The following is a 21,086-nucleotide window of genomic DNA, read 5'->3' on the forward strand; positions in this document are numbered from 1 at the left end:
GTGCGTCAACTCACCAGACATTACAGTCCGTTACACACGCACCTTCACATAGGTGCCAGGAGCATCCCCTAAGGTTTTCATATGCTTGCCGGGTTTGCGAGCGGGCACACGGGTGTTGTCCTTGGCCTCTATCCAGTCTTGCCAGTGCGGCCACCAGGAACCTGGATGAGCGGTGGCCTTGGCTGTCCATTGGCCGAAGTCGCCCGTCGGCGTATCGCCGGTCCAGTACTGGTATTTGTTGGATGCCGGCGGGTTGACGACGCCTGCGATATGGCCTGATCCGGCCATGACGTACTCGACCTTGCCGCCGAAATATTTCGAGCCGAGAAACACCGAAAGCGCCGGCGCGATGTGATCTTCCTTGGAGGCGAGGTTGTACACAGGAATGGTGACGTCTCCGAGCGAAACCGTGTGGCCCGCCAGTTCCATCGTGCCGCGCGAGAGGTTGTTCTCGAGATAGCAGTTGCGAAGGTAGAAGGAGTGATTGGCCGCGCCCATGCGGGTCGAATCGGCATTCCAGTAGAGCAGATCGAAGGGCAGGGGATCCTTGCCACGCATGTAGTTGTTGACGACATAGGGCCAGATCAGGTCGCCGGACCGCAGCATGTTGAAGGCAGTCGCCATCTTGGTGCCGTCGAGATAGCCCTTTTCGCTCATCGACTTTTCTACCGCCGCGACCTGCTCTTCATCGACGAAGACTTTCAGGTCGCCGGCATGGGTGAAATCGACCTGCGTGGTGAAGAACGTCGCCGACTTTATTCGGTCGTCGCCTTCGCGCGCCATCAATGCCAGTGCTGCCGCCAAAAGCGTACCGCCGACGCAATAGCCGATCGCATTGACGTCGCGTTCACCGGTGGCCTTTTCGACGGTGTCGAGGCCGTATTGCAGGCCCTCGCGGATGTAAGCCTCCCAGCCCTTGGTGCCGTGGCGCTCGTCCGGGTTGACCCAGGAGATCACGAAAACGGTATGGCCCTGATCGATCGCCCAACGGATGAAGGATTTCTGCGGGTTCAGATCGAGGATGTAGAACTTGTTGATCCATGGCGGGCAAATCAGCAGCGGTCGCTTGAGCACCGTCTCGGTTGTCGGATCGTACTGGATGATCTCGGCGACATCGCTGCGGCCAACCACCTTGCCTGGGGTGGTGGCGATGTTCCTGCCGATCTCGAAAGGCGAGTAGTCGGCCTGGCGCAGCTTCAGGTCGCCCTTGCCGGTGGCGATGTCCTCGGCCAGCATCTTCATGCCGCGCACCAGGTTCTCGCCGTTGGAGGCGACGGTTTCGCGAAACAGTTCCGGATTGGTCAGGATGAAATTCGACGGCGAGATGGCGTTGGACACCTGCTTGACGTAGAAGCCGGCCTTGTGGCGGGTATGCTCGTCCAGACCTTCGGCGTGTTCGACCAGGTCGGCCGCCCAGCGCGAGGTGACGAGATAGGCCTGTTTGAGAAAATCGAAGAACGCGTTGCGGCCCCATTCCGGGTCGAGGAAGCGCTTGTCGCCGCGCTCCGGCTTGACGGCATCTTCGGTGGCTTCCGCGGCGTTGCTGGTGCGCTGAATGGCGTTGGCCCAGACAGTCATGTAGCCGGAGAACAACCGCGTCTGCGCTTCCAGCGCGCGCTGCGGATCGGACAGCCAGTATTCGCTGAGCTTGGAAAAGGTCTTCACCATGTCGACGACCGGCTCGGCGACGTGATCGCGCACCTCGCCTTTTTCGCGGGGCTCAGCCCAGGCGGAAGCGGCCTTGCCGGCCTGCTCGATCATGCGCGCCACGTTCAGGGCGAAGCGTTCCGGGTCCTTCACCAGATATTGCTCGACGGTCGAAGGCTCGTCATCTTCCGCTTTGCCCGAATCGGGTGTTTTGGACATGGTTGGCGGGGTTCCTCCCGAGGCCTTTTCTTGACATATTAACATGGGACATCCGACCGGGTCCAATCTCGCTCTACATCGGCTGCCAAGGAAACAATATGACGATTAATATTGGCGAGACTGTTTTTTTCGGCGCCGGACGTTTTTGCCGCATCGGTGCGGCGATTGTCCTCATGGGGATGGCCGGGTGCTCGAGCACCAACAGCAGCGGACCGACGCCGATTGCTGTGAGCGCGGGACCGAAGGATACCGGTACTTTTCCGAACCTGAACATCAAGCCGCAAGTCGCGGCGCCGCAGTTCACCGAAGCCGAGAAGAATGCCAAGCTTGCGCAATTGAAGGCGGATGAGAATTCGCAGGCGGCAAAAGGCGGCAGTCCGAAGGTCGCCGATCAGGCGGCGCTGACGGAGCTAGCCAAGAAGCACGGTGACGAAACTCTGAAGCAGATCGAAGCCAAATGCGACCCCGCCCTCGACCCTACCTGCAAATAAGTATATAGCGCGCGCCCAATACCCCTTTTGCTGTCTGGAACTGCCATGGAAGAATTTCACAAGGTCCGCCGGCTTCCGCCTTACGTCTTCGAGCAGGTCAATCGGCTCAAGGCCAGCGCCCGTTCGCGCGGCGCCGACATCATCGACCTCGGCATGGGCAATCCGGACCTGCCGACGCCCAAGGCCATCGTCGACAAGCTGTGTGAGGTCGTGCGCGATCCGCGTACGCACCGCTATTCCTCGTCGCGCGGCATTCCGGGCCTGCGTCGCGCCCAGGCCAACTATTACGCCCGCCGCTTCGGCGTGAAGCTCAACCCCGACACGCAAGTGGTGGCCACGCTTGGCTCGAAGGAGGGCTTCGCCAACATGGCGCAGGCGATCACCGCGCCGGGCGACGTGATCCTGTGCCCGAACCCGACCTATCCGATCCATGCCTTCGGCTTTATCATGTCGGGCGGCGTCATCCGTTCGCTGCAGGTAGAGCCGGACGACGGCTTCATCCCGGCGCTCGAGCGCGGTGTCAAGCATTCGATCCCGAAGCCGCTGGCGCTGATCCTCAACTACCCGTCGAACCCGACGGCGCTGGTCGCCTCGCTAGATTTCTACAAGGACGTGGTCGCCTTCGCCAAGAAGAACGATATCATCATCCTGTCCGATCTTGCCTATTCGGAGATCTATTTCGACGGCAATCCGCCGCCTTCGGTGCTGCAGGTGCCGGGCGCGATCGACGTCTGCGTCGAATTCACCTCGATGTCGAAGACCTTTTCCATGCCCGGCTGGCGCATGGGCTTTGCGGTTGGCAACGAGCGCCTGATCTCGGCGCTGACCCGGGTAAAGTCGTATCTCGATTACGGCGCCTTCACGCCGATCCAGGTGGCGGCGGCACACGCGCTCAACGGCGACGGCGCCGACATCGCCGAAGTTCGCGACATCTACCACAAGCGCCGCGACGTGATGGTCGATGCCTTCGGCCGCGCCGGCTGGCCCATTCCGGCACCGGCGGCATCGATGTTCGCCTGGGCGCCGATCCCTGAGCCGTTCCGGCATCTCGGCTCGCTCGAATTCTCCAAGCTGCTCATCGAACATGCCGACGTGGCGGTGGCGCCAGGTGTCGGCTTCGGCGAACATGGCGACGATCACGTGCGCATCGCGCTGGTCGAGAACGAGCACCGGATCCGGCAGGCCGCGCGCAACATCAAGCGCTTCCTGGCGACCAGCGCCAAGCAGCCCAACAACGTCGTGCCGCTTTCCGCTCACCGGTAAGCTTGCAGCCGCGGACAATTTCGATCTGACTTGAGGGACGTCGCCGGACATGGCTGAAGCATTGCGTGTTGGAATAGCCGGTCTCGGCACCGTCGGCGCGTCGGTGGCGCGCGTGCTGCGCGACAAGGCGGCGGAACTGACCCGGCAGTGCGGGCGCGATATCATCGTCACCGCGGTCTCGGCGCGCGACCAGAAGCGTGATCGCGGCGTCGATCTCAGTGCCGCAACTTGGTTCGACGATCCGGTCGAGATGGCCCAGATGGCCGAAATCGACGTGTTCGTCGAACTGATCGGCGGCGACGAGGGGCCGGCGCGCCTGTCGGTGAAGGCGGCACTCGAAGCCGGCCGCCATGTCGTCACCGCCAACAAGGCGTTGCTCGCCAAGCATGGCGTGGCGCTGGCCGAGATCGCCGAGAAGCGCGGCGTGCTGCTCAACTACGAGGCGGCAGTGGCGGGTGGCATCCCCGTCATCAAGACAATGCGCGAGGCGATGGCCGGCAATTCGGTTACCCGCGTCTTCGGCATTCTCAACGGCACCTGCAACTATATCCTGACCCGCATGGAGGCCGAGGGCATCTCGTTCGACGCCTGCCTGAAGGACGCACAGCGGCTGGGCTATGCCGAGGCCGATCCGACCTTCGACATCGAGGGCCATGACACGGCGCACAAGTTGTCGATCCTGACCAGCCTTGCCTTTGGCACAAGGATCGCCGCCAACGACATCTACATGGAAGGCATTTCCAACATCTCCCAGGCCGACATCCGCGCGGCGGGCGATCTTGGCTACCGGATCAAGCTGCTTGGCGTCGCCCAGCGCACTGACAGCGGCATCGAGCAGCGCGTGCACCCGACCATGGTGCCGACGGCCTCGGTCATCGCGCAGGTGCATGGCGTCACCAACGCGGTGGCGATCGAGACCGACATTCTTGGAGAGCTGCTGCTGTCCGGTCCCGGCGCCGGCGGCAATGCCACCGCATCGGCCGTCATCGGCGACATCGCCGACATCGCCAAGAGTCGGCCCGGCTTCCAGCATGGCCCCGTGTTTGGTCGGCCGGCGAAGGAACTGAAGCCCTACAAGAAGGCGCAGATGCGCAGCCATGCCGGCGGCTACTTCATCCGGCTGACCGTGCATGATCGCATCGGCGTGTTCGCGGCAATAGCCAAGCGCATGGCCGACAACGACATTTCGCTGGAATCGATCGTCCAGCACGCGGTCAACGGCGAAGCGGCGGCGCAAAAGACGGTGATCCTCGTCACCCATGAGACGACAGAGGCCGCCGTGCGCAAGGCCGTCGATGGCATCACCAAGGACGGCCATCTGACCGACAAACCACAGGTCATCCGCATCGAACGGGCAGGCTAGTTTCCCGCCCGATAGCCGCGTCTGACGGGGCTAGCAGCCGCGGCCGACCGGAACGAATTCGTACCGGCGCCGTTCTTTTGATCAGCAATCAAAGGAACCGCCTCATGGCCGACACCAACAAATCCGGCACCCCTGATATTGACGACATCCAGAAGACGCTGGAAAAGCAGATCGCCGAACTGCGCAAGGAGATCACCAAGATCAACAAGAGCATTTCGGCACGGGGCGCGGAAATGCTCAATGACGCCAGCGAGCAGGCGTCCGAGTTCTACGACACGACCCGCAGGTCGCGAACCGCGCAGCAGCTGCGCACACACGCCCATGCGGTCTCGGAAGTCGCGCGCGAAAATCCCGGTACGACGACGGCCGTGGTCGGCGTGATCGGTCTGCTCGGCTTTATGGCAGGGTTCGCCATTGGTCAGTCGATGAACGATACGTCGCGCCGCTGGTACTGACCGCAGCGCGACAAGGCCGGCTTTTCCGGCCTATTTCCCTGTTTCAGCACGTCTTTTGGAGGAGGGTACCATGGCTTCATCTGCCTTGATCGGCATCCTGATCACCTTTCTGGTGATCATCCTGGTTCTCTATCTTGTCCAGCGCTTGCCATTGGATGGCAGGACGCGGCAGATCGTCCGGATCATCGTCATCATCATCGGCATCATTTCGCTGCTCAAATATCTCGCGGTGTTCTAGGCAGAGAATGGCGCGATTTTTCACCTTTTGAAGGCCGGTGCGGTCCGCAGCGAGCGGGCGGATGTCGTTTCAGATTGCAGTTTAATCGATTGATATTGCTATCTTTTCGGACAAAACTATTGGCAGGTCTTGCCGTGGTCATGCTCGTTTGACAAAAAAGGCCCACCTCCGGCGGGAGGCTGTATTGCCAACGAGGAAATCACCAGATGAATGTGGCCCAGAACATCGTCGCCGGTCTCGACCGGATACTCACCATGGAGCTGGTGCGCGTCACCGAACGGGCAGCAGTCGCCGCCGCCAAGCTACGCGGGCGCGGCGACGAAATGGCGGCTGACCAGGTCGCCGTGGATGCCATGCGCCAGGAGCTCAACCGGCTTGCCATCAAGGGCACGGTGGTGATCGGCGAGGGCGAACGGGATGAGGCGCCGATGCTCTATATCGGCGAGGAGGTCGGCACCGGGAAAGGTCCGGCCGTCGATATCGCGCTCGATCCGCTGGAAGGCACGACGATCTGCGCCAAGAACCTGGCCAATGCGCTCGCCGTTATCGCAATCGCTGAGAAGGGTAGCCTGCTGTTCGCGCCCGACGTCTACATGGAAAAGATCGCTATCGGTCCAGGCTATGCCGACGGGATCATCGACATCGATGCCTCGCCGGCCGAAAACATCGCCAATATCGCCCGGGCCAAGGGCGTCGCCGTGTCGGACATCACTGCCTGTATCCTCGACCGGCCGCGTCATGCCAAGCTGATCGATGACGTGCGCGCCACGGGCGCAGCGATCCGTCTGATCGGCGACGGCGATGTCGCCGGCGTCATCCACACCACCGATCCCGAGGAAACCGGCATCGACATCTATCTCGGCACTGGCGGCGCACCCGAGGGCGTGCTGGCCGCGGCCGCGCTGCGTTGCACCGGTGGCCAGATGCAGGGCCGGCTGATCCTCGACACGCCGGAAAAGGTCGCTCGCGCCGCGAAGATGGGCATTTCCAATCCAAAGCGGGTCTATCGGGCCGAAGACATGGCGCGCGGCGACGTGCTTTTCGCGGCCACCGGCGTCACCGACGGCAACATGCTGGCAGGCGTCAAGTTCGGCCACAACTATATCACCACCCACACGATCGTGCTGCGCTCGTCGTCGCGGACGGTGCGCGAGATCAAGGCCCGCCATCAGGACCTGGATAAGTTCTAAGACTTCATCCGGCTGTTGTAGTTGACAAACCCGATCTGCCATAACTGTGCGGCGATGCGTAGTGTCGTTTGCTGCATGGGGATTTGTCGTGCCATTCCAATCAATCCTTCGGCGTTTCCGCAAAGCCTGGGCGTCAACGCTTATCAAACGCGTTGACGTGAAGGGACGAACTTTCATGCTAGCTTTCAAGGTTTTCCAAGATGGCGAGGGGGAACGAAAGGTGTTGTTGGCAGGTCGTCATCTGGGAGGCGACGGTGAAACCTATTCTATGAAGCCGGACGAGTTTGACCGCTTCCTAGAAGCCGCACTCGCAGTGAAAGCGGCGTTGCATGACGGAGAGCACTCCCAGCCGTAACGAAAACCGTAATGTCATACGGGGCTCTAATCGGCTTTAATCAAGGTTGTTGACCTGGGCGCTTGCGGACCGGCATCGCACTTGTTAGCCCTGTGGCGGCATCCGATGCCGGCTGCAAGGATTTGACGATGAACCCGTTCGACTGGCACGCGGATCCGATTTCGCGCGCCACCGCCATCACGAAGTCCTATCGCAGTACCCAGAACGTGCGCCGCTTTCTCATCCGGGAATGCGGCGATGCGTTCAGGTTCGACCGGCCTTTCATGGCTTGGCTCAAGGACGGTGCGGAAAAGACGATGGGCGATGCGCCGACGAATGGCTGCGGGCGCCAGGCTGAAAAGCGGAAAGCGTAGTTTTCTTGAAATCTCCCGGGACGGCGCATCTCCGCGCACCACTTGGCCTTGCCTGTCTTTGGCCTAATGCGCGTCGCGTTCACGCGACGCGCATTAGGTTGTTGTTTATGCATGTCGTTGTCCCAAAACCGCTGCATACTTTTGGGCGACATGTACTATCCTGCGGCCAACCATGAGTCGGCAAACAGTATGACCGGCGAAAAACGCCTCTTCCTCGATGTCAGGCAGTCGGTATCCGGGGTTTCCTGGGAACACCGGCTGACCGAGCGCCAGGACATGACCGCGCTCGCCATCGCGCAAGGCCATGGCGTGCCCGACATCGTCGCACGGGTGCTTGCCGGGCGCAGCGTCACCGCCGAGCAGACCGAGCGGTTTCTCGACCCGACGATCCGCGATCTTCTGCCGGATCCAGCATCGCTGACCGACATGGACAGGGCGGCGGCCCGCATCGCCGCCGCAGTGATGGCCAGGGAAAAGGTGGCGATCTTCGGCGACTATGATGTCGACGGCGCCGCTTCGTCGGCCCTGCTGAAGCGGTTCCTTGCGCATTTCTCGGTGCCTTCGGAAATCTACATTCCGGATCGCATTTTCGAGGGCTATGGTCCCAATCCAGACGCCATGCGTGAATTGGTCTCGCGTGGCGCGACACTGATCGTCACCGTCGATTGCGGCACCAACAGCGCCGTTTCCATCGACGCCGCCAACGAGGCTGGCGCCGATGTCGTGGTGCTCGACCATCACCAGGTCGGTGGTGCCTTGCCGGCGGCAATTGCCGTCGTCAATCCCAACCGGGACGACGACCTTTCCGGGCAGGGTCATCTCTGTGCCGCCGGCGTGGTCTTCCTCGCCCTTGTGCAGACGGCCAGGATCCTGCGTGGCCGGATGGCCGATGCCACGCCGCCCGACCTGCTTTCGCTGCTCGATCTCGTCGCCCTTGCCACCGTCTGCGACGTGGTGCCGCTGACCGGCGTCAACCGCGCCTTCGTGGTCAAGGGGCTGCAGATGGCGCGCCAGCAAAAGAACGAAGGGCTGGCGGCGCTCGCACGGGTCTCGCGTATCGGCGAGCCGGTCAGCACCTTCCATCTGGCCTACCTGATCGGCCCGCGCATCAATGCCGGCGGACGCATCGGCGATGCCGCGCTCGGCAGCCGCCTGCTTGCGACCGACGACCCGGTCGAGGCGCGCAGTATTGCCGAGACGCTCGACCGGCTCAACCAGGAACGGCAGCTGATGGAGCAGGAGATGCTCGCGGCGGCACGTGTCGAGGCCGATGCCGAGCTTGCCGGCGGCAATGGCCCTGCCATCGTCGTCACCGCCAGCAACACCTGGCATCCTGGCATTGTCGGTCTGCTTGCTTCACGGCTGAAGGATCATGCGCGGCGGCCCGCCTTCGCCATTGCCTTCAATGCCAATGGCACCGGCACCGGTTCGGGCCGCTCGGTGTCGGGCTTCGACCTCGGCCGGCTGGTACGCGAGGCGGCCGATGCCGGGCTGATCGTCAAGGGCGGCGGCCACGGCATGGCGGCGGGTATCACCGTGGAGCGGGCGAAGCTCGGCGAACTCAGGGCGTTTTTCGAAGAGCGGGCGGCCGCCGACGTGTTCCGCCTGCAGAGCGAGGAAAGCCTGGCGATCGACGGTGCGCTTGCCGCCGAAGGCGCGACGCTCAGCCTTCTTGACGCACTGGAAAAGGCCGGACCCTTCGGTGCCGGGCATGTGGCACCCGTTTTCGTGCTGCCGCGTCACCGACTGGCCGATGCGCGGCCGGTCGGCACCAACCACATTCGCGTCGAGCTACAGTCGGAAAGCGGCGGCCGCATCCAGGCGATCGCCTTTCGCGCCGTCGATACCGCACTAGGCGAATTCCTGTTCAAGAACCGCGGCAAGACAATCCACGTCGCCGGTTCGTTGTCGGGCAATCACTGGAACGGCAACCGCACCGTACAGTTTCGCATCACCGATGCGGCGCGGGCATGACGTCGATCAGGCGAGAACCGTTTGCAGCCGGGTCAGTTCGCCGATCTGCGCCATCGTCGCCTGATAGCCGAGGCTGATCGCCTCGTCGGCGCGGTGGAATTCGGTCAGGCCGATATGGCTGAGCTTCGGCTGCAGCGACATGTCTGGCGGATCGCCGGCAAGCCTGGCGCGCGAAATCCGGTCCTGGATGATGTTGAAAGCCTCGACCATGACGCCGGTGATGCCGAGCCGCGTCTGGTGCGACTGGCGCTCGGTGTCGACCTGGCCGGGCTTTGGCGCGTCCTTTTCGACGACCAATTCGCCGGCACTATGCTTGATGACGGCGGCGCGGCCGAACAGATCGTAGTGAAGGTTGACCGCCACGACGAGCGGCTGCTCATAGGCGCGGCAGACCGAAACAGGAACCGGGTTGACCAGCGCGCCATCGACGAGCACGCGGCCGTTGCAATTCACGGGCTCGAACACGCCGGGCAGCGCATACGAGGCGCGCATGGCGGTGATCAGCGAGCCACTTGAAAGCCAGATTTCATGCCCCGTGCGGATTTCGGATGTGACGGCGACGAATGGCCTGGCGAGGTCCTCGAAACGAATGCCGGCCATGTGCTCGCGCAGCCGGGCGTCGAGCTTCATGCCACCGAAAAGGCCGCTGCCGCGCAGGTTGAGATCGAGCAGGCCGAAGATACGTCGCTTGGTCAGGCTGCGGGCGAATTCTTCGAGTTCGTCCAGTTTGCCGGCGAGATAGCAACCGCCGACCAGCGCGCCAATCGAGGTGCCGGCGATCATCGAGACTTCGATGCCGGCTTCGTCAAGCGCACGCAGCACCCCGATATGCGCCCAGCCGCGGGCGCAACCGCCGCCCAAGGCGAGCGAAATGCCGGTTTGACTTGCTGTTTCCGATGCGCCGCCGGAGGAGGACAGGCCGTTGGCCTCCCTGACATCTGGTCTGTTACGCAATGACGCCCACTCGAGCATCAAGATCTCCCTTGTCCCGGGGCTAATATACAGGCGGGCCGTATCGAAATCATGAATTTGTGTCGCTGGTGTCAGGCAGAAGGTTCAAACTGGTGGTTTCCGATATGTGTTTTCCGCATCGAACAGCGGCTTGTTGCCGTCGTCGGCAAGCGTCCCCTTGCCATCGACAAGCCTCACCGTCCGATAAAAGCATGAACGCCGGCCGGTGTGACAAGTTGCGTCGTGGCCCAACACTTTGACGCGCAACCATATGGCGTCCTGGTCACAATCCGTGAGCACGTCGACAACCTGCTGGAAATTGCCTGATGTTTCGCCCTTTTTCCACAGCACATTGCGCGAGCGCGACCAGTAGTGAGCGATGCCGCTCTCCAGCGTCAGTGCCAGCGCCTGCGCATTCATGTGAGCCACCATCAACAGCATGCCGTCTGCGGCATCGGTGACGACGACGGTGACCAGGCCGGCTGCATCGAAGCGCGGTGAAAACACCGCGCCTTCCTCCAACGCCTTCTTGTCCGACGGAGCTTTTGGAAATTCCAGTGCCGACATCGCCGGTCCTTATCTAGCGAAGTCGGTGGGGCTATCAGATCCGCCGCCACGCACCATGGTGACGAAACGAACCTGCTCTTCGGGTGTATCCTTGAAGACACCGGTGAAGGTCGAGGTCAGCGTGGTTGAACCCTGCTTGCGGATGCCGCGCATGGCCATGCACATGTGCTCGGCCTCGATCATCACGGCGACGCCGCGCGGATTGAGTACGTCCTGGATGACGCCGGCGATCTGCGCCGTCAGGGCCTCCTGCGTCTGCAGGCGATGGGCAAAGATATCGACCACGCGCGCGATCTTGGACAGGCCGACGACCTTGCCGTCGGGCAGATAGCCGACATGCGCTTTGCCGATGATCGGCACCATGTGGTGTTCGCAGTGCGAGTGGAATGTAATGTCCTTGACGATGACCAGGTCGTCGTAGCCGGCGACCTCCTCGAAGGTGCGGCCGAGCTCGTCGGCCGGGCACATATCGTATCCGCCGAACATTTCGCGAAAGGCCTTGGCCACGCGCTTTGGCGTGTCGACCAGCCCTTCGCGGTCCGGATTGTCGCCGGTCCAACGCAAAAGGGTGCGCACGGCGGCCTCGACTTCGGCTTCGCTCGGCCGGTCGGTAACCGGCTTCTCCATATAGGCCGACTGGGGCATGAGTTTTTTAATAACGGCATCCATAAAGGCGTCTCCCGTAGTCCCTCTCGGCGGAGGAACGAGTTGAACGGACCACGACCTTTCGGTGTCGGAAACTCGCCCCGTTTCCAGCCCCGCAAGTGGCGTGAACTTTCCGGCTAGGACACTGACTTTCGTTGTCTTGTCGATACCGGACTGCCAGCATTATATAAGGTCATGACGAGCGAAAGGAAGACACGGCAGCGGCAATCGCTGTTCGCTTGGCGGCGACGGATTGGAAAATAATGATAAACGACGTCTATAATGCGAAAATTCTCGGTTTTGCCGGAAACATCGCCCGCATCGGTCGCTTGGAACATCCCGACGCGACCGCCAAGGCGCATTCCAAGCTGTGCGGCTCGACCGTCACCGTCGACCTCAAGATGCAGGACGGCGTGGTCACGGATTTCGCACATGACGTGAAGGCCTGCGCGCTCGGCCAGGCATCGTCCTCGATCATGGCGCAGCATGTCGTCGGCGCGAACGCTGAAGAACTGCGTGCGGTGCGTGAGGCCATGCTGAAGATGCTGAAGGAAAATGGCGCGCCGCCTGACGGCCGCTTCGCGGATCTGAAATATCTGGAGCCGGTGCGCGACTACAAGGCGCGGCATGCCTCGACCATGCTGACTTTCGACGCCGTGGTCGGTGCGATCGGCCAGATCGAGAGGAAGCGCGCCGAAGAAGCGGCCTCAGGGCCGATAACCGACGAGGAACGAATTATGGTGCGGCCGGCGGAATGAAGCTTGACCCCACCATAACGGGCGGCACATCGAAACCGAATACGGTAAAAGATTGTGCCCCCGGCCAGCAGACCGGCAGCGCACAGTCCTCGGCGGCTGGTCAGGCGACAGTCGACGCGAAGGGCGCCGCCCTTATCCAGATGAAAAAGACAACTGCGGGCTGTTGAATCATCGCCGCCCGCTTCGCCAAGCGGTATCTGAGTCTTGACGCTCCGTCATGTGGAGGGGCGTTAAGCCTTCGCCTTCCGCTTCGCGGGCGCCTTCTCAACAGGTCCAGCCTTGCGGCCGAGACCGCTAGCATCCGTGTCGCGGCGTAGTTTGGCGCCACTATCGGAAAGTCGGAAGGCAGGCTTCACTTAGCGATATTCTTTTGGCGTCATGCCAAGCAAACCAGGTGGCGTTTCAAGTGGAAAGGCCAGGTTTCCGAACACAGTTTTCGATGGGTAGATCACCGGGAACTAGAACACCTGCGCGATGTTACGGTCAGCCGTCCTGACGCGCGTGACATCCCGGTCGCCAAGCACGACACGTCCGTCCGACGGGAACAGCAATCCCGACATGATGTTCAGCATCGTGGCCTTGCCACAGCAGGACGGACCGAGCAACGCGTAGTCTTGCCGTCCTCGAACAGAATGTCCGACTTCTCAAGTGCATAGGGGGCAGCGCCATAGCGGTGGTCGAGGCCATCGAGGTAGACGGGCCATCAGGATTGCCCTCCCATGGACGGCTCCGGCGCGGCCATCAGGACGCCGTCGCTGTCGGCGGCGAAGCATTAGAAGCGATCGGGGTTGATCGCGACTGCAATGTCGTCACCGAGAGTTACGCTGTGCACACCCTCGACTTGGATCACCGCCGACCCGAAAGGCGCATCGAAATAGAGGAAGGTCTCGGAGCCTGAGACCTCGGAGAAAGTCACGCGGCCGGTCGTCCCCGTTACCGCCAAGGAGAGTTCGTTGGCCCGGATACCAAACCGGTAGCGGCCCGGTTTCAAGGTTTCCAAATGACGCGCGCGCAGCACCGCGATGCTACCGGCCAGGCGGATGTGCCACCGGCGCCGCCGAACAGACTGCGCCAACCGACGGATCCGCGTCTGTCGACGGCGCCAGCGATCCAATATCCACGCCGTCGCGGAGTTTGCCGGTATTCTGGCCGCTCCTCTAGGGCGCGCCTCCTTGTCGAGGGAGTGGGCCGCCAGCATTGCCTGCAACGTCGACGGCGTACGGAGAGGCAACTTATGTGACCGATTTTTTTCATTCTTAATTATACCCTTAACTATACATTCTATGCTGCGGTTTAGGCTCAGAACTGGGGCCGGTCCAATAGGCGAGTGAGGGCAACATGAAGGGTATGGTATTCACCGAACTGCTGGGCTTCGTGGAACAGACCTATGGGGCTGATGCGGTGGATGACCTCATAGAGGCTTCCGATCTGCCGAGCGGTGGCGCCTACACCGCGGTGGGAACTTATGACCACAAGGAGATGCAATCTCTCGTCACCACATTGGCCGCGCAAAGCCACACGCCGCCAGACGAGTTGCTGGGTTTATTCGGCCAGCATTTGATCGGGCGTTTCAAGGCTTCGTTCCCCGACTTCTTCAAGACGGCAGCCACCCTCTTTGATTTCCTCGAAAGTATCGATAGGCATATCCACGTGGAGGTGCGTAAGCTCTACCCCGATGCCGAGCTGCCGGAATTTCGGGCCGAGCGCGTCGGTCATGGGGCAATGAACCTTGATTATCGCAGCAGCCGTCCCTTCGAGGCGCTTGCCTCCGGCCTCATTCTTGGAGCGGCTCAGATCTACGGTGAGACTGTGCGAATAGAGCGAAGCTCCCACGAAAACGGCGGCGAGAAATTCGTTCGTTTTTCGATCCAGAAGACAGGTGCGATAGCTTAAATGCTCTCGGAAGCCAGCCATTCCGAGGATCGCGTTGCGCGTCTCGAACGGCGTCTCCAACGCGAACGGCGAGCACGTGAAGCGGCCGAATGGCTGCTCGAGGCGAAGTCGCTTGAGCTCTACAACGCCAACAGCCACCTGACTGTGCTGGCCAACGATCTCGAAATGCGCGTCCTCGATCGCACTCACGAGTTGGAGGTCTCCCGTCAGCAGGCCCTGTTCCTTGCGGAGCGCGATCCTCTGACCACGCTCGCCAATCGGGGCAGTTTCGCTCGCGATCTGGACGCGGCCATCAATGCGGCCCATGTTCAAGGTGGCTGTGTACAACTTCTGTTTGTAGATCTCGACCGGTTCAAGGAAATCAACGACAATTACGGCCATGCCGTAGGAGACGCGGTGCTGCTGGCGGTTGCCGACCGGTTGCGGGCAATTTGCAAGGAACAGGAGGTGGCAGGCCGGCTGGGTGGTGATGAGTTCGGTGTTATCTGCGTGACGCCAATTCACAGCGAACGTGCCCGCGAGATCGCGGCGAAGGTCATGGAGGCCATGAGCAGGCCTATCGCTTGTGGCCGCCTGCAGTTGATCGTCAGTTGCTCGGTCGGTTTTGCAAGCTTCCCCGGCAATGCCACGGATTCGCCAACGCTGCAGCGCTTCGCCGATATAGCTCTGTACCGCTCCAAGTCGGCGGGGCGCTCGACATGGACGGAATTTGACGAAACGATGGCGGCAGAGCTTGAGCACCTCCAGGGATTGGAAGCAGAATTGCGCAGCGCCGTGGCGGCGCGAGAGATCGAGCCCTGGTATCAGCCGATTATCTCCACCCAGAGCAACAGGATCGTCGGGGTGGAGGCGCTTGCACGATGGCAGCATGCCGAGCGCGGGCTCATTCTTCCCGGGCTGTTCATCCCGCTGGCCGAGGAAAGTTCGTTGATCATCGAACTCGGCCTGGCGATGATCGACCGCTGCTGCCAGGAGATGTATCCGCTCATCCGCGAAGGTCGTCTCAACTATGTGTCGATCAATCTATCGACGCGCCACTTGCGTTCGCCCTCGGTGGTCGAGCAGATCGCCGCGACGTTGGCTCGTCATCGCTTTCCGCCCTCGGCGCTTCAGCTTGAAATCACGGAAAGCCGGCTGCTCATTGATTTCGAACAGGCTGAGGAGCGGCTTTCACACTTTCGCGCGCTCGGCATCCGAATTGCCCTCGACGATTTCGGAGCGGGCTATTCAAGCCTTTCATACATCAGGCGGTTGCCGTTGGACGTTATCAAGATCGATCGCTCGTTTGCCAGGGACATCAGCTCCGACGGGCAGGCCGAAGCGGTGGTCAAAGCGATCGTTCAACTCGCACAGGCCCTGGACCTGCATATCATCGCAGAAGGCATTGAAACCGAAAGCCAGGCGCTCCGGCTGACCAGCTGCGGCTGTTTCGTCCAACAGGGATATTTGTTTGGCAGGCCGATGTCCTTGAGGAAAATCACGCAATATCTTGAGGCCGGTGCGAATCCGATGCATGCCACCCAAAGATAGGATGACGTTTTCTTGCGTCCCTGAGGCGGCGCCCACAGGAGTGGCGCGACCACGAATGCGTCCCACAGCACCACGACGAGATATTTCAACGCCTTCATCGGGTGGGGTCCGCGCGGCCAGACCGTGCCAACGACGATGAAGGGCCTCCCAGCTGGTTCATATCCCCCGCGCTGTTACCGAGTGCGGCGTTACACCTCGCACCCCAGTTTGGAACCGCAGGAGGGAAGCGGTCCCCGACAAGAGCAGCGAAACGACGGCCATTCCCGTGCTCTTGCAGCGGCTGGGAGCAAATGAGGGCTTGAAAGGCGCGCTGGTCTCGATCGACGCCATCGCCACCAATGCCACGATCGCCCAAGCCATCCGCGATCAAGGGGGGCGACTATCTGTTGGCCGTCAAGGCCAACCAACCCACACTCAGAGCCGAGATCGAGCACTATTTCGACGACGCTCCCGCCGATTGCCTCGACAGCGCCGTCGATCTCGACAAGGTCCATGGCCGCATCGAGGAGCGCATCGTCACCGTCAGCCACGAGGCCGGCTGGCGCAAGGGCCAGCGTCGCTTTCCCGGTGAACTGCCCGTGATGCTCTGCCGCTGCTGCCGAACCACCCCTGGCGCATCCGCGCAAGCTGCCGGTGGTCCTGAGCCGCGACGAGGTTGCCCGGCTGCTCAACGCCACCACCTGCCTCAAGCACCAGGCCGCGCTGTCGGTCGCTTATGGCGCCACACACCGTCCGTGACGGCGGGAGGCGCACAAGGAGTGGGATTGCGTTCTCCTGACGAAGCCCACATCTATCGCGTGGGAGCGCGATACGGAGACCGCAGTGGGCGACCAGCATGGACATGCGCATAGCGCCGGACCGCCAAGGCGTGGGCGCAACTGGCCCGGCCCGTGGCGCAAGACGCCCGGCCGTGTCCTAGGCACGACGCTCGTGCGCATTTACCAACTGACACTGTCCGGCTTTGTCGGCAATTCCTGCCGGCATTTGCCGACCTGTTCCGAATACGCGCACGAGGCGATCGCCCGCCATGGCTTGTGGGCCGGCGGCTGGATGGGCTTTTTTCGGGTGCTGCGTTGCGGCCCATTCGGCACGCATGGCATCGACCGCGTGCCGGAAACCCTGGCTAAGCGCTATGTCTGGTTCACGCCCTGGCGCTACTGGCGGATCGGCAGCAAGCCGGGCGAAGAGCAGGGGTGACGGCGCCAGCGAAATCTCGGCCGTATTGCGAGTTTACGATCCGGTAGGGTTAACGTCAGGCTGCACAGAGACTGCGCATTTGAGACAAAATCGAGACAAGAGACCTCGCTAAGCCGCTCGCGAACCCCCTCTGGAGCGAGCATCAAATGCGTAACATAGACCGTCTTCCCTTCATCTTTGCCGGCGTCCTGTTTCTGCTCGCCTGGCTGCTGGGATTTCCGATGCGCGCGCAATCGGCGCCGCTGATGGACGTGCAATGCACGCTGATCGCCGATGCGGCGAGCGGCAAGACGCTCTACCAGAATGGCGTGTGCGATCAGCGGTTCAGCCCGGCCTCGACGTTCAAGGTGCCGGTGTCGCTGATCGGTTATGACAGTGGAATCTTGGGCGACGAGCACACACCGAGCTGGGATTACAAGCCGGAGTTCAAGGCCTTGAAGCGGGACCAGAAGACCGTCGATCCGATGATCTGGGAAAAGGATTCGATCCTCTGGTATTCGCGTGAAATCACCCGCCGGCTTGGGCCGCAAAGCTTTGCCGGCTATGTCTCGAAATTCGACTACGGCAATGCCGATGTTTCCGGCAATCCCGGCAAGAATGATGGCCTGACCCGGTCCTGGGTGAGTTCCTCCCTGAAGATCACGCCGGTCGAGCAGGTCGATTTCCTGCGCAGGTTTCTGGCCCGCAAGCTACCGGTCTCGGCCAAAGCGTATGACATGACATCAGCCATCATCCCGACTTTCCAGGCAGGAGGCTGGACGGTGCAAGGCAAGACCGGCAGCACCAAGCTGGCTAACGATGCCGACAAGGTCCAGGAAAAGCGCTCGCTCGGCTGGTTCGTCGGCTGGGCGAACAAGGACGGCCGCCAGATCGTCTTTGCGCGGCCGGTGGTCGACACCAACCGCACCGATATGCCCAAGGGCCTCAAGACGCGGGCCGCGTTCCTGGAGGACTTGCCGCTGCTGGCGAAATAAGTCTGGTCAGAAACTTCGGCGCGCGTGGATGATGTGGCCACCGGAGTTGGGCGTCGCTCCCCTCGGAGCTCCGGAAAGGCGGGCGGCAATATCGCCGCTCTCGAGATCTTCGATCTCATCGAACCCGAGGTCGTTCAGGGATTTCGCCAGCTCACCAGGGATGAAGAAGCTGATCCAGGGCTCACCGACAGACGCGACGCGCGCCGCGTGGCAGGCCAGGGCGGCCTGTCCCGCAGCGTCGCGTATCTCGGCCGGTTCGCTATAGTCGAACACGACCTCCGACCTGGGGATGCCAGCTATCCAGGACAGCGTGTTGAAGATCGCTTCCTGCGTCAGGTAGGGTACGACCCCCAGCCAGATGAAGAAGCTGGGTTCGGTCGACCGCAACCCTGCCGCAGCCAGTTCTTCGGGCAGGCTCTGCCGCTCGAAATCGACCGGCACGCCTGTGTCGCCGGGTGGTCGACTTCGAACACGCTGAGATCCGGATATGGGTTGCGCAGCGAAAACGTATCGAGGCCGGCGCCAAGCACGACGAGCTGCCGGATAGCGCGACCGACCGCCACCGCCAACCAGTCCTCGGCGAACCGGGCGCGCGCCGCCACGAACAGGCGCATGCGCCGTCGGCGCTCGTCTTCCTGCTCGAGCTCCTGTGCCGAGGGAGCGGCTTCACCCAGAATTGCGATCGCGTAGGGATCGCGAAACAGCCACGCTTGCGGTGAAAATTGATGGAGAGCCCTCATACGTGCGACGCCAAGGGCGGTTCGGCTGGGTGTTGCGTCTTCCATGTCGATGATTCCAGTTCATGTCGCGCATTTTCGCAAGCCTCTGCGGCCAGCCTGCAACATCTGTGGCGACATTTCCTGACGGCTGCGCCAACGACCACCCTTTACCTGACGCGGCACTGCCTCTAAAACCCGCCCGCTGCCGTTGTCCATGTAGATTGGCGCGTCCGGCTTAACCCCACGACCACCCGCGCTCGTTTGCGGGACTGGATAGGAGATACATGATGCTGAATTCCGTTTCCCTGACATTTCCCGATGGCTCCGTCCGCGAATACGACGCGGCGATGACCGGTGCTGGTCTCGCCGAATCGATATCGAAATCGCTGGCCAAGAAGGCCGTCGCTTACGCCATCGATGGCACCGTGCGCGACCTCAGCGATCCGCTCGGCAAGTCCGGCAAGGTCGAGATCGTCACCCGCGACGATCCGCGCGCGCTGGAACTGATTCGCCACGACGCGGCGCATGTGCTTGCGGAAGCCGTGCAGGAATTGTGGCCGGGAACGCAGGTGACCATCGGGCCGGTGATCGAGAACGGCTTCTATTACGACTTTGCTCGCAACGAGCCGTTCACGCCGGACGATTTTCCGGTGATCGAGAAGAAGATGCGCGAGATCATTGCGCGCAACAAGCCGTTCACCAAGGAAGTCTGGTCGCGCGACAAGGCGAAGAAAGTGTTTGCCGACAAGGGCGAGCAGTACAAGCTGGAGCTGATCGACGCCATTCCCGAGGATCAGGATCTCAAGATCTATGCCCAGGGCGACTGGTTCGACCTTTGCCGCGGCCCGCACATGGCCTCAACCGGGCAGATCGGCAATTCCTTCAAATTGATGAAGGTGGCCGGTGCGTATTGGCGCGGCGACTCGAACAATCCGATGCTGACGCGCATCTATGGCACGGCCTGGGCCGACCAGGCGCAGCTCGAAGCCTATCAGATGATGCTCGACGAGGCAGAGAAGCGCGACCATCGGAAGCTCGGCCGCGAGATGGACCTGTTCCATTTCCAGGAAGAGGGCCCAGGCGTCGTCTTCTGGCACGCCAAGGGCTGGAAGATGTTCCAGAACCTGGTCAACTACATGCGCCGCCGCCTCGACGAGCAGGGCTACCAGGAAGTCAACGCGCCGCAGGTACTCGACAAGAGCCTGTGGGAGACGTCAGGCCACTGGGGCTGGTATCGCGACGCCATGTTCAAGGTGACGGTCGCCGGCGACGATACCGATGACGATCGGGTCTTCGCGCTGAAGCCGATGAACTGTCCGGGCCATGTGCAGATTTTCAAGCATGGGTTGAAGTCTTATCGCGATCTGCCCGTAAAGCTTGCAGAATTCGGCAATGTGCATCGCTATGAGCCATCTGGCGCGCTGCATGGGCTCATGCGCGTGCGCGGCTTCACGCAGGACGATGCGCATATCTTCTGCACCGAGGAGCAGCTGGCGTCGGAGTGCCTGCGCATCAACGACCTGATTCTGTCGACCTATGCCGACTTTGGTTTTGACGAGATCAGCGTCAAGCTGTCGACACGGCCGGACAAGCGTGTCGGCACCGACGAAGCGTGGGACCACGCCGAAGCGATCATGGGCAGCGTGCTGGAAACCATCAGGACGCGGTCCGGCAATCGTATCAAGACCTCGATCAATCCGGGTGAGGGCGCCTTCTACGGGCCGAAATTCGAGTATGTGCTGAAGGACGCCATCGGCCGCGAATGGCAGTGCGGCACGACGCAGGTCGATTTCAACCTGCCGGAACGGTTCGGCGCCTTCTATATCGGCTCGGATTCGGAGAAGAAGCAGCCGGTGATGGTGCACCGCGCCATCTGTGGCTCGATGGAGCGCTTCCTCGGCATCCTGATCGAGAACTATTCCGGCCATTTCCCGCTGTGGTTCGCGCCGCTGCAGGTGGTGGTGGCGACGATCACGTCGGATGCCGACGGCTATGCGACCGAAGTGGTGGCAAAGCTGAAGGCCGCAGGGCTGTTGGCGGAAGCGGATCTGCGCAACGAAAAGATCAACTACAAGGTCCGCGAGCACAGCCTGGCCAAGGTTCCCGTCATCCTCGTCTGCGGTAAGCGCGAGGCGGAAGAGCAGACTGTCAACATGCGCCGGCTGGGCTCACGCGACCAGGAATCGCTTGGCCTTGACCAGGCGATCGCGAAACTGACCGAAGAGGCTGTTACACCCGACCGCAAGCGCAAACGCGCGGCCTGATCGGCATAGTTCCGGCCAAATGGCGGTGGAGCGATCCACC

21 protein-coding genes and 3 pseudogenes are annotated in these 21,086 nt (G+C 61.8%); 17 read left to right on the plus strand and 7 right to left on the minus strand.

Annotated elements, in window-relative coordinates:
- Nucleotides 1-30: 30 nt before the first annotated feature.
- Nucleotides 31-1,866: a PHA/PHB synthase family protein gene (locus tag NKJ90_RS03030; protein WP_352485642.1), complete on the minus strand. Its 1,836-nt coding sequence runs from the start codon at nucleotides 1,864-1,866 to the stop codon at nucleotides 31-33.
- 2 nt (nucleotides 1,867-1,868) lie between these two features.
- On the opposite strand from NKJ90_RS03030, the gene NKJ90_RS03035 reads away from it, so the two are divergent.
- The 9 genes from NKJ90_RS03035 to recJ all read left to right on the plus strand — a co-directional run bounded on the left by NKJ90_RS03035 (nucleotide 1,869) and on the right by recJ (nucleotide 9,548).
- Nucleotides 1,869-2,357: a hypothetical protein gene (locus NKJ90_RS03035; protein ID WP_245266431.1), complete on the plus strand. Its 489-nt coding sequence runs from the start codon at nucleotides 1,869-1,871 to the stop codon at nucleotides 2,355-2,357.
- 45 nt (nucleotides 2,358-2,402) lie between these two features.
- Nucleotides 2,403-3,620, plus strand: coding sequence for an LL-diaminopimelate aminotransferase (locus NKJ90_RS03040; RefSeq protein ID WP_023757573.1), 1,218 nt, complete (start codon nucleotides 2,403-2,405; stop codon nucleotides 3,618-3,620).
- A gap of 49 nt (nucleotides 3,621-3,669) precedes the next feature.
- Nucleotides 3,670-4,983: a homoserine dehydrogenase gene (locus NKJ90_RS03045; protein ID WP_023757572.1), complete on the plus strand. Its 1,314-nt coding sequence runs from the start codon at nucleotides 3,670-3,672 to the stop codon at nucleotides 4,981-4,983.
- Between the two features lie 104 nt (nucleotides 4,984-5,087).
- Nucleotides 5,088-5,438 (plus strand): hypothetical protein, encoded by a 351-nt coding sequence (locus NKJ90_RS03050; protein WP_023757571.1) that lies wholly within the window; start codon nucleotides 5,088-5,090, stop codon nucleotides 5,436-5,438.
- A 70-nt stretch (nucleotides 5,439-5,508) separates the two neighbouring features.
- Nucleotides 5,509-5,676, plus strand: a complete 168-nt coding sequence (locus NKJ90_RS03055; protein ID WP_023757570.1) for a Thivi_2564 family membrane protein — start codon at nucleotides 5,509-5,511, stop codon at nucleotides 5,674-5,676.
- Between the two features lie 206 nt (nucleotides 5,677-5,882).
- The gene (gene glpX, locus NKJ90_RS03060) at nucleotides 5,883-6,866 is read left to right on the plus strand and encodes a class II fructose-bisphosphatase (protein WP_023757569.1); all 984 of its coding nucleotides are present in this window, start codon (nucleotides 5,883-5,885) and stop codon (nucleotides 6,864-6,866) included.
- 175 nt (nucleotides 6,867-7,041) lie between these two features.
- A complete protein-coding gene (locus NKJ90_RS03065) occupies nucleotides 7,042-7,221 on the plus strand; it encodes a hypothetical protein (protein ID WP_031259626.1) in 180 nt (59 codons plus the stop codon).
- A gap of 128 nt (nucleotides 7,222-7,349) precedes the next feature.
- A complete protein-coding gene (locus NKJ90_RS03070) occupies nucleotides 7,350-7,574 on the plus strand; it encodes a DUF6434 domain-containing protein (protein ID WP_031259625.1) in 225 nt (74 codons plus the stop codon).
- 189 nt (nucleotides 7,575-7,763) lie between these two features.
- Entirely contained in the window at nucleotides 7,764-9,548 is a 1,785-nt protein-coding gene (recJ, locus tag NKJ90_RS03075) for a single-stranded-DNA-specific exonuclease RecJ (RefSeq protein ID WP_023757567.1), read from the plus strand.
- Between the two features lie 6 nt (nucleotides 9,549-9,554).
- Here the strand turns inward: recJ and NKJ90_RS03080 are convergent, their stop codons facing one another.
- From NKJ90_RS03080 to folE, 3 genes are all read right to left on the minus strand, one after another.
- Nucleotides 9,555-10,520, minus strand: coding sequence for a patatin family protein (locus NKJ90_RS03080; protein ID WP_023757566.1), 966 nt, complete (start codon nucleotides 10,518-10,520; stop codon nucleotides 9,555-9,557).
- Nucleotides 10,521-10,604: 84 nt separating this feature from the next.
- On the minus strand, nucleotides 10,605-11,066 hold the full coding sequence (hisI, locus tag NKJ90_RS03085) for a phosphoribosyl-AMP cyclohydrolase (protein WP_023757565.1): 462 nt from the start codon (nucleotides 11,064-11,066) through the stop codon (nucleotides 10,605-10,607).
- Nucleotides 11,067-11,075: 9 nt separating this feature from the next.
- Nucleotides 11,076-11,735 (minus strand): GTP cyclohydrolase I FolE, encoded by a 660-nt coding sequence (folE, locus tag NKJ90_RS03090; RefSeq protein WP_023757564.1) that lies wholly within the window; start codon nucleotides 11,733-11,735, stop codon nucleotides 11,076-11,078.
- 239 nt (nucleotides 11,736-11,974) lie between these two features.
- Here folE and NKJ90_RS03095 point away from each other — a divergent pair, with 239 nt between their 5' ends.
- Nucleotides 11,975-12,469 carry an iron-sulfur cluster assembly scaffold protein gene (locus tag NKJ90_RS03095; protein WP_352485645.1) on the plus strand — a complete coding sequence of 165 codons (495 nt, stop codon included), beginning with the start codon at nucleotides 11,975-11,977 and terminating at the stop codon, nucleotides 12,467-12,469.
- Between the two features lie 458 nt (nucleotides 12,470-12,927).
- On the opposite strand, the gene NKJ90_RS03100 is transcribed toward NKJ90_RS03095, so the two are convergent.
- Nucleotides 12,928-13,041 (minus strand): hypothetical protein, encoded by a 114-nt coding sequence (locus NKJ90_RS03100; RefSeq protein WP_198032176.1) that lies wholly within the window; start codon nucleotides 13,039-13,041, stop codon nucleotides 12,928-12,930.
- Nucleotides 13,042-13,241: 200 nt separating this feature from the next.
- The gene (locus NKJ90_RS03105) at nucleotides 13,242-13,544 is read right to left on the minus strand and encodes a hypothetical protein (protein WP_023757561.1); all 303 of its coding nucleotides are present in this window, start codon (nucleotides 13,542-13,544) and stop codon (nucleotides 13,242-13,244) included.
- A gap of 263 nt (nucleotides 13,545-13,807) precedes the next feature.
- Between NKJ90_RS03105 and NKJ90_RS03110 the strand changes: the two genes are divergently transcribed.
- The 6 genes and pseudogenes from NKJ90_RS03110 to blaOXA all read left to right on the plus strand — a co-directional run bounded on the left by NKJ90_RS03110 (nucleotide 13,808) and on the right by blaOXA (nucleotide 18,063).
- A complete protein-coding gene (locus NKJ90_RS03110; protein ID WP_023757560.1) occupies nucleotides 13,808-14,362 on the plus strand; it encodes a heme NO-binding domain-containing protein in 555 nt (184 codons plus the stop codon).
- Nucleotides 14,363-15,892: a putative bifunctional diguanylate cyclase/phosphodiesterase gene (locus NKJ90_RS03115; protein ID WP_023757559.1), complete on the plus strand. Its 1,530-nt coding sequence runs from the start codon at nucleotides 14,363-14,365 to the stop codon at nucleotides 15,890-15,892.
- 220 nt (nucleotides 15,893-16,112) lie between these two features.
- Nucleotides 16,113-16,467, plus strand: a pseudogene (locus NKJ90_RS03120) (ISAs1 family transposase); the annotation flags it as partial.
- Between the two features lie 34 nt (nucleotides 16,468-16,501).
- Nucleotides 16,502-16,615 (plus strand): annotated as a pseudogene (locus NKJ90_RS03125) (integrase); the annotation flags it as partial.
- Between the two features lie 99 nt (nucleotides 16,616-16,714).
- Complete coding sequence (gene yidD / locus NKJ90_RS03130; protein ID WP_023757557.1) at nucleotides 16,715-17,089, plus strand: membrane protein insertion efficiency factor YidD; 375 nt, start codon at nucleotides 16,715-16,717, stop codon at nucleotides 17,087-17,089.
- Between the two features lie 146 nt (nucleotides 17,090-17,235).
- Nucleotides 17,236-18,063: a class D beta-lactamase gene (gene blaOXA, locus NKJ90_RS03135; RefSeq protein WP_023757556.1), complete on the plus strand. Its 828-nt coding sequence runs from the start codon at nucleotides 17,236-17,238 to the stop codon at nucleotides 18,061-18,063.
- 6 nt (nucleotides 18,064-18,069) lie between these two features.
- On the opposite strand, the pseudogene NKJ90_RS03140 reads toward blaOXA, so the two are convergent.
- Nucleotides 18,070-18,767: pseudogene (locus NKJ90_RS03140) on the minus strand (class I SAM-dependent methyltransferase).
- A 302-nt stretch (nucleotides 18,768-19,069) separates the two neighbouring features.
- Between NKJ90_RS03140 and thrS the strand changes: the two are divergent.
- The gene (gene thrS / locus NKJ90_RS03145; RefSeq protein WP_023757555.1) at nucleotides 19,070-21,046 is read left to right on the plus strand and encodes a threonine--tRNA ligase; all 1,977 of its coding nucleotides are present in this window, start codon (nucleotides 19,070-19,072) and stop codon (nucleotides 21,044-21,046) included.
- Nucleotides 21,047-21,086: the final 40 nt, after the last annotated feature.

The sequence above is a fragment of the Mesorhizobium sp. M0051 genome, from assembly GCF_040323235.1.
Classification (GTDB): Bacteria; Pseudomonadota; Alphaproteobacteria; order Rhizobiales; family Rhizobiaceae; genus Mesorhizobium.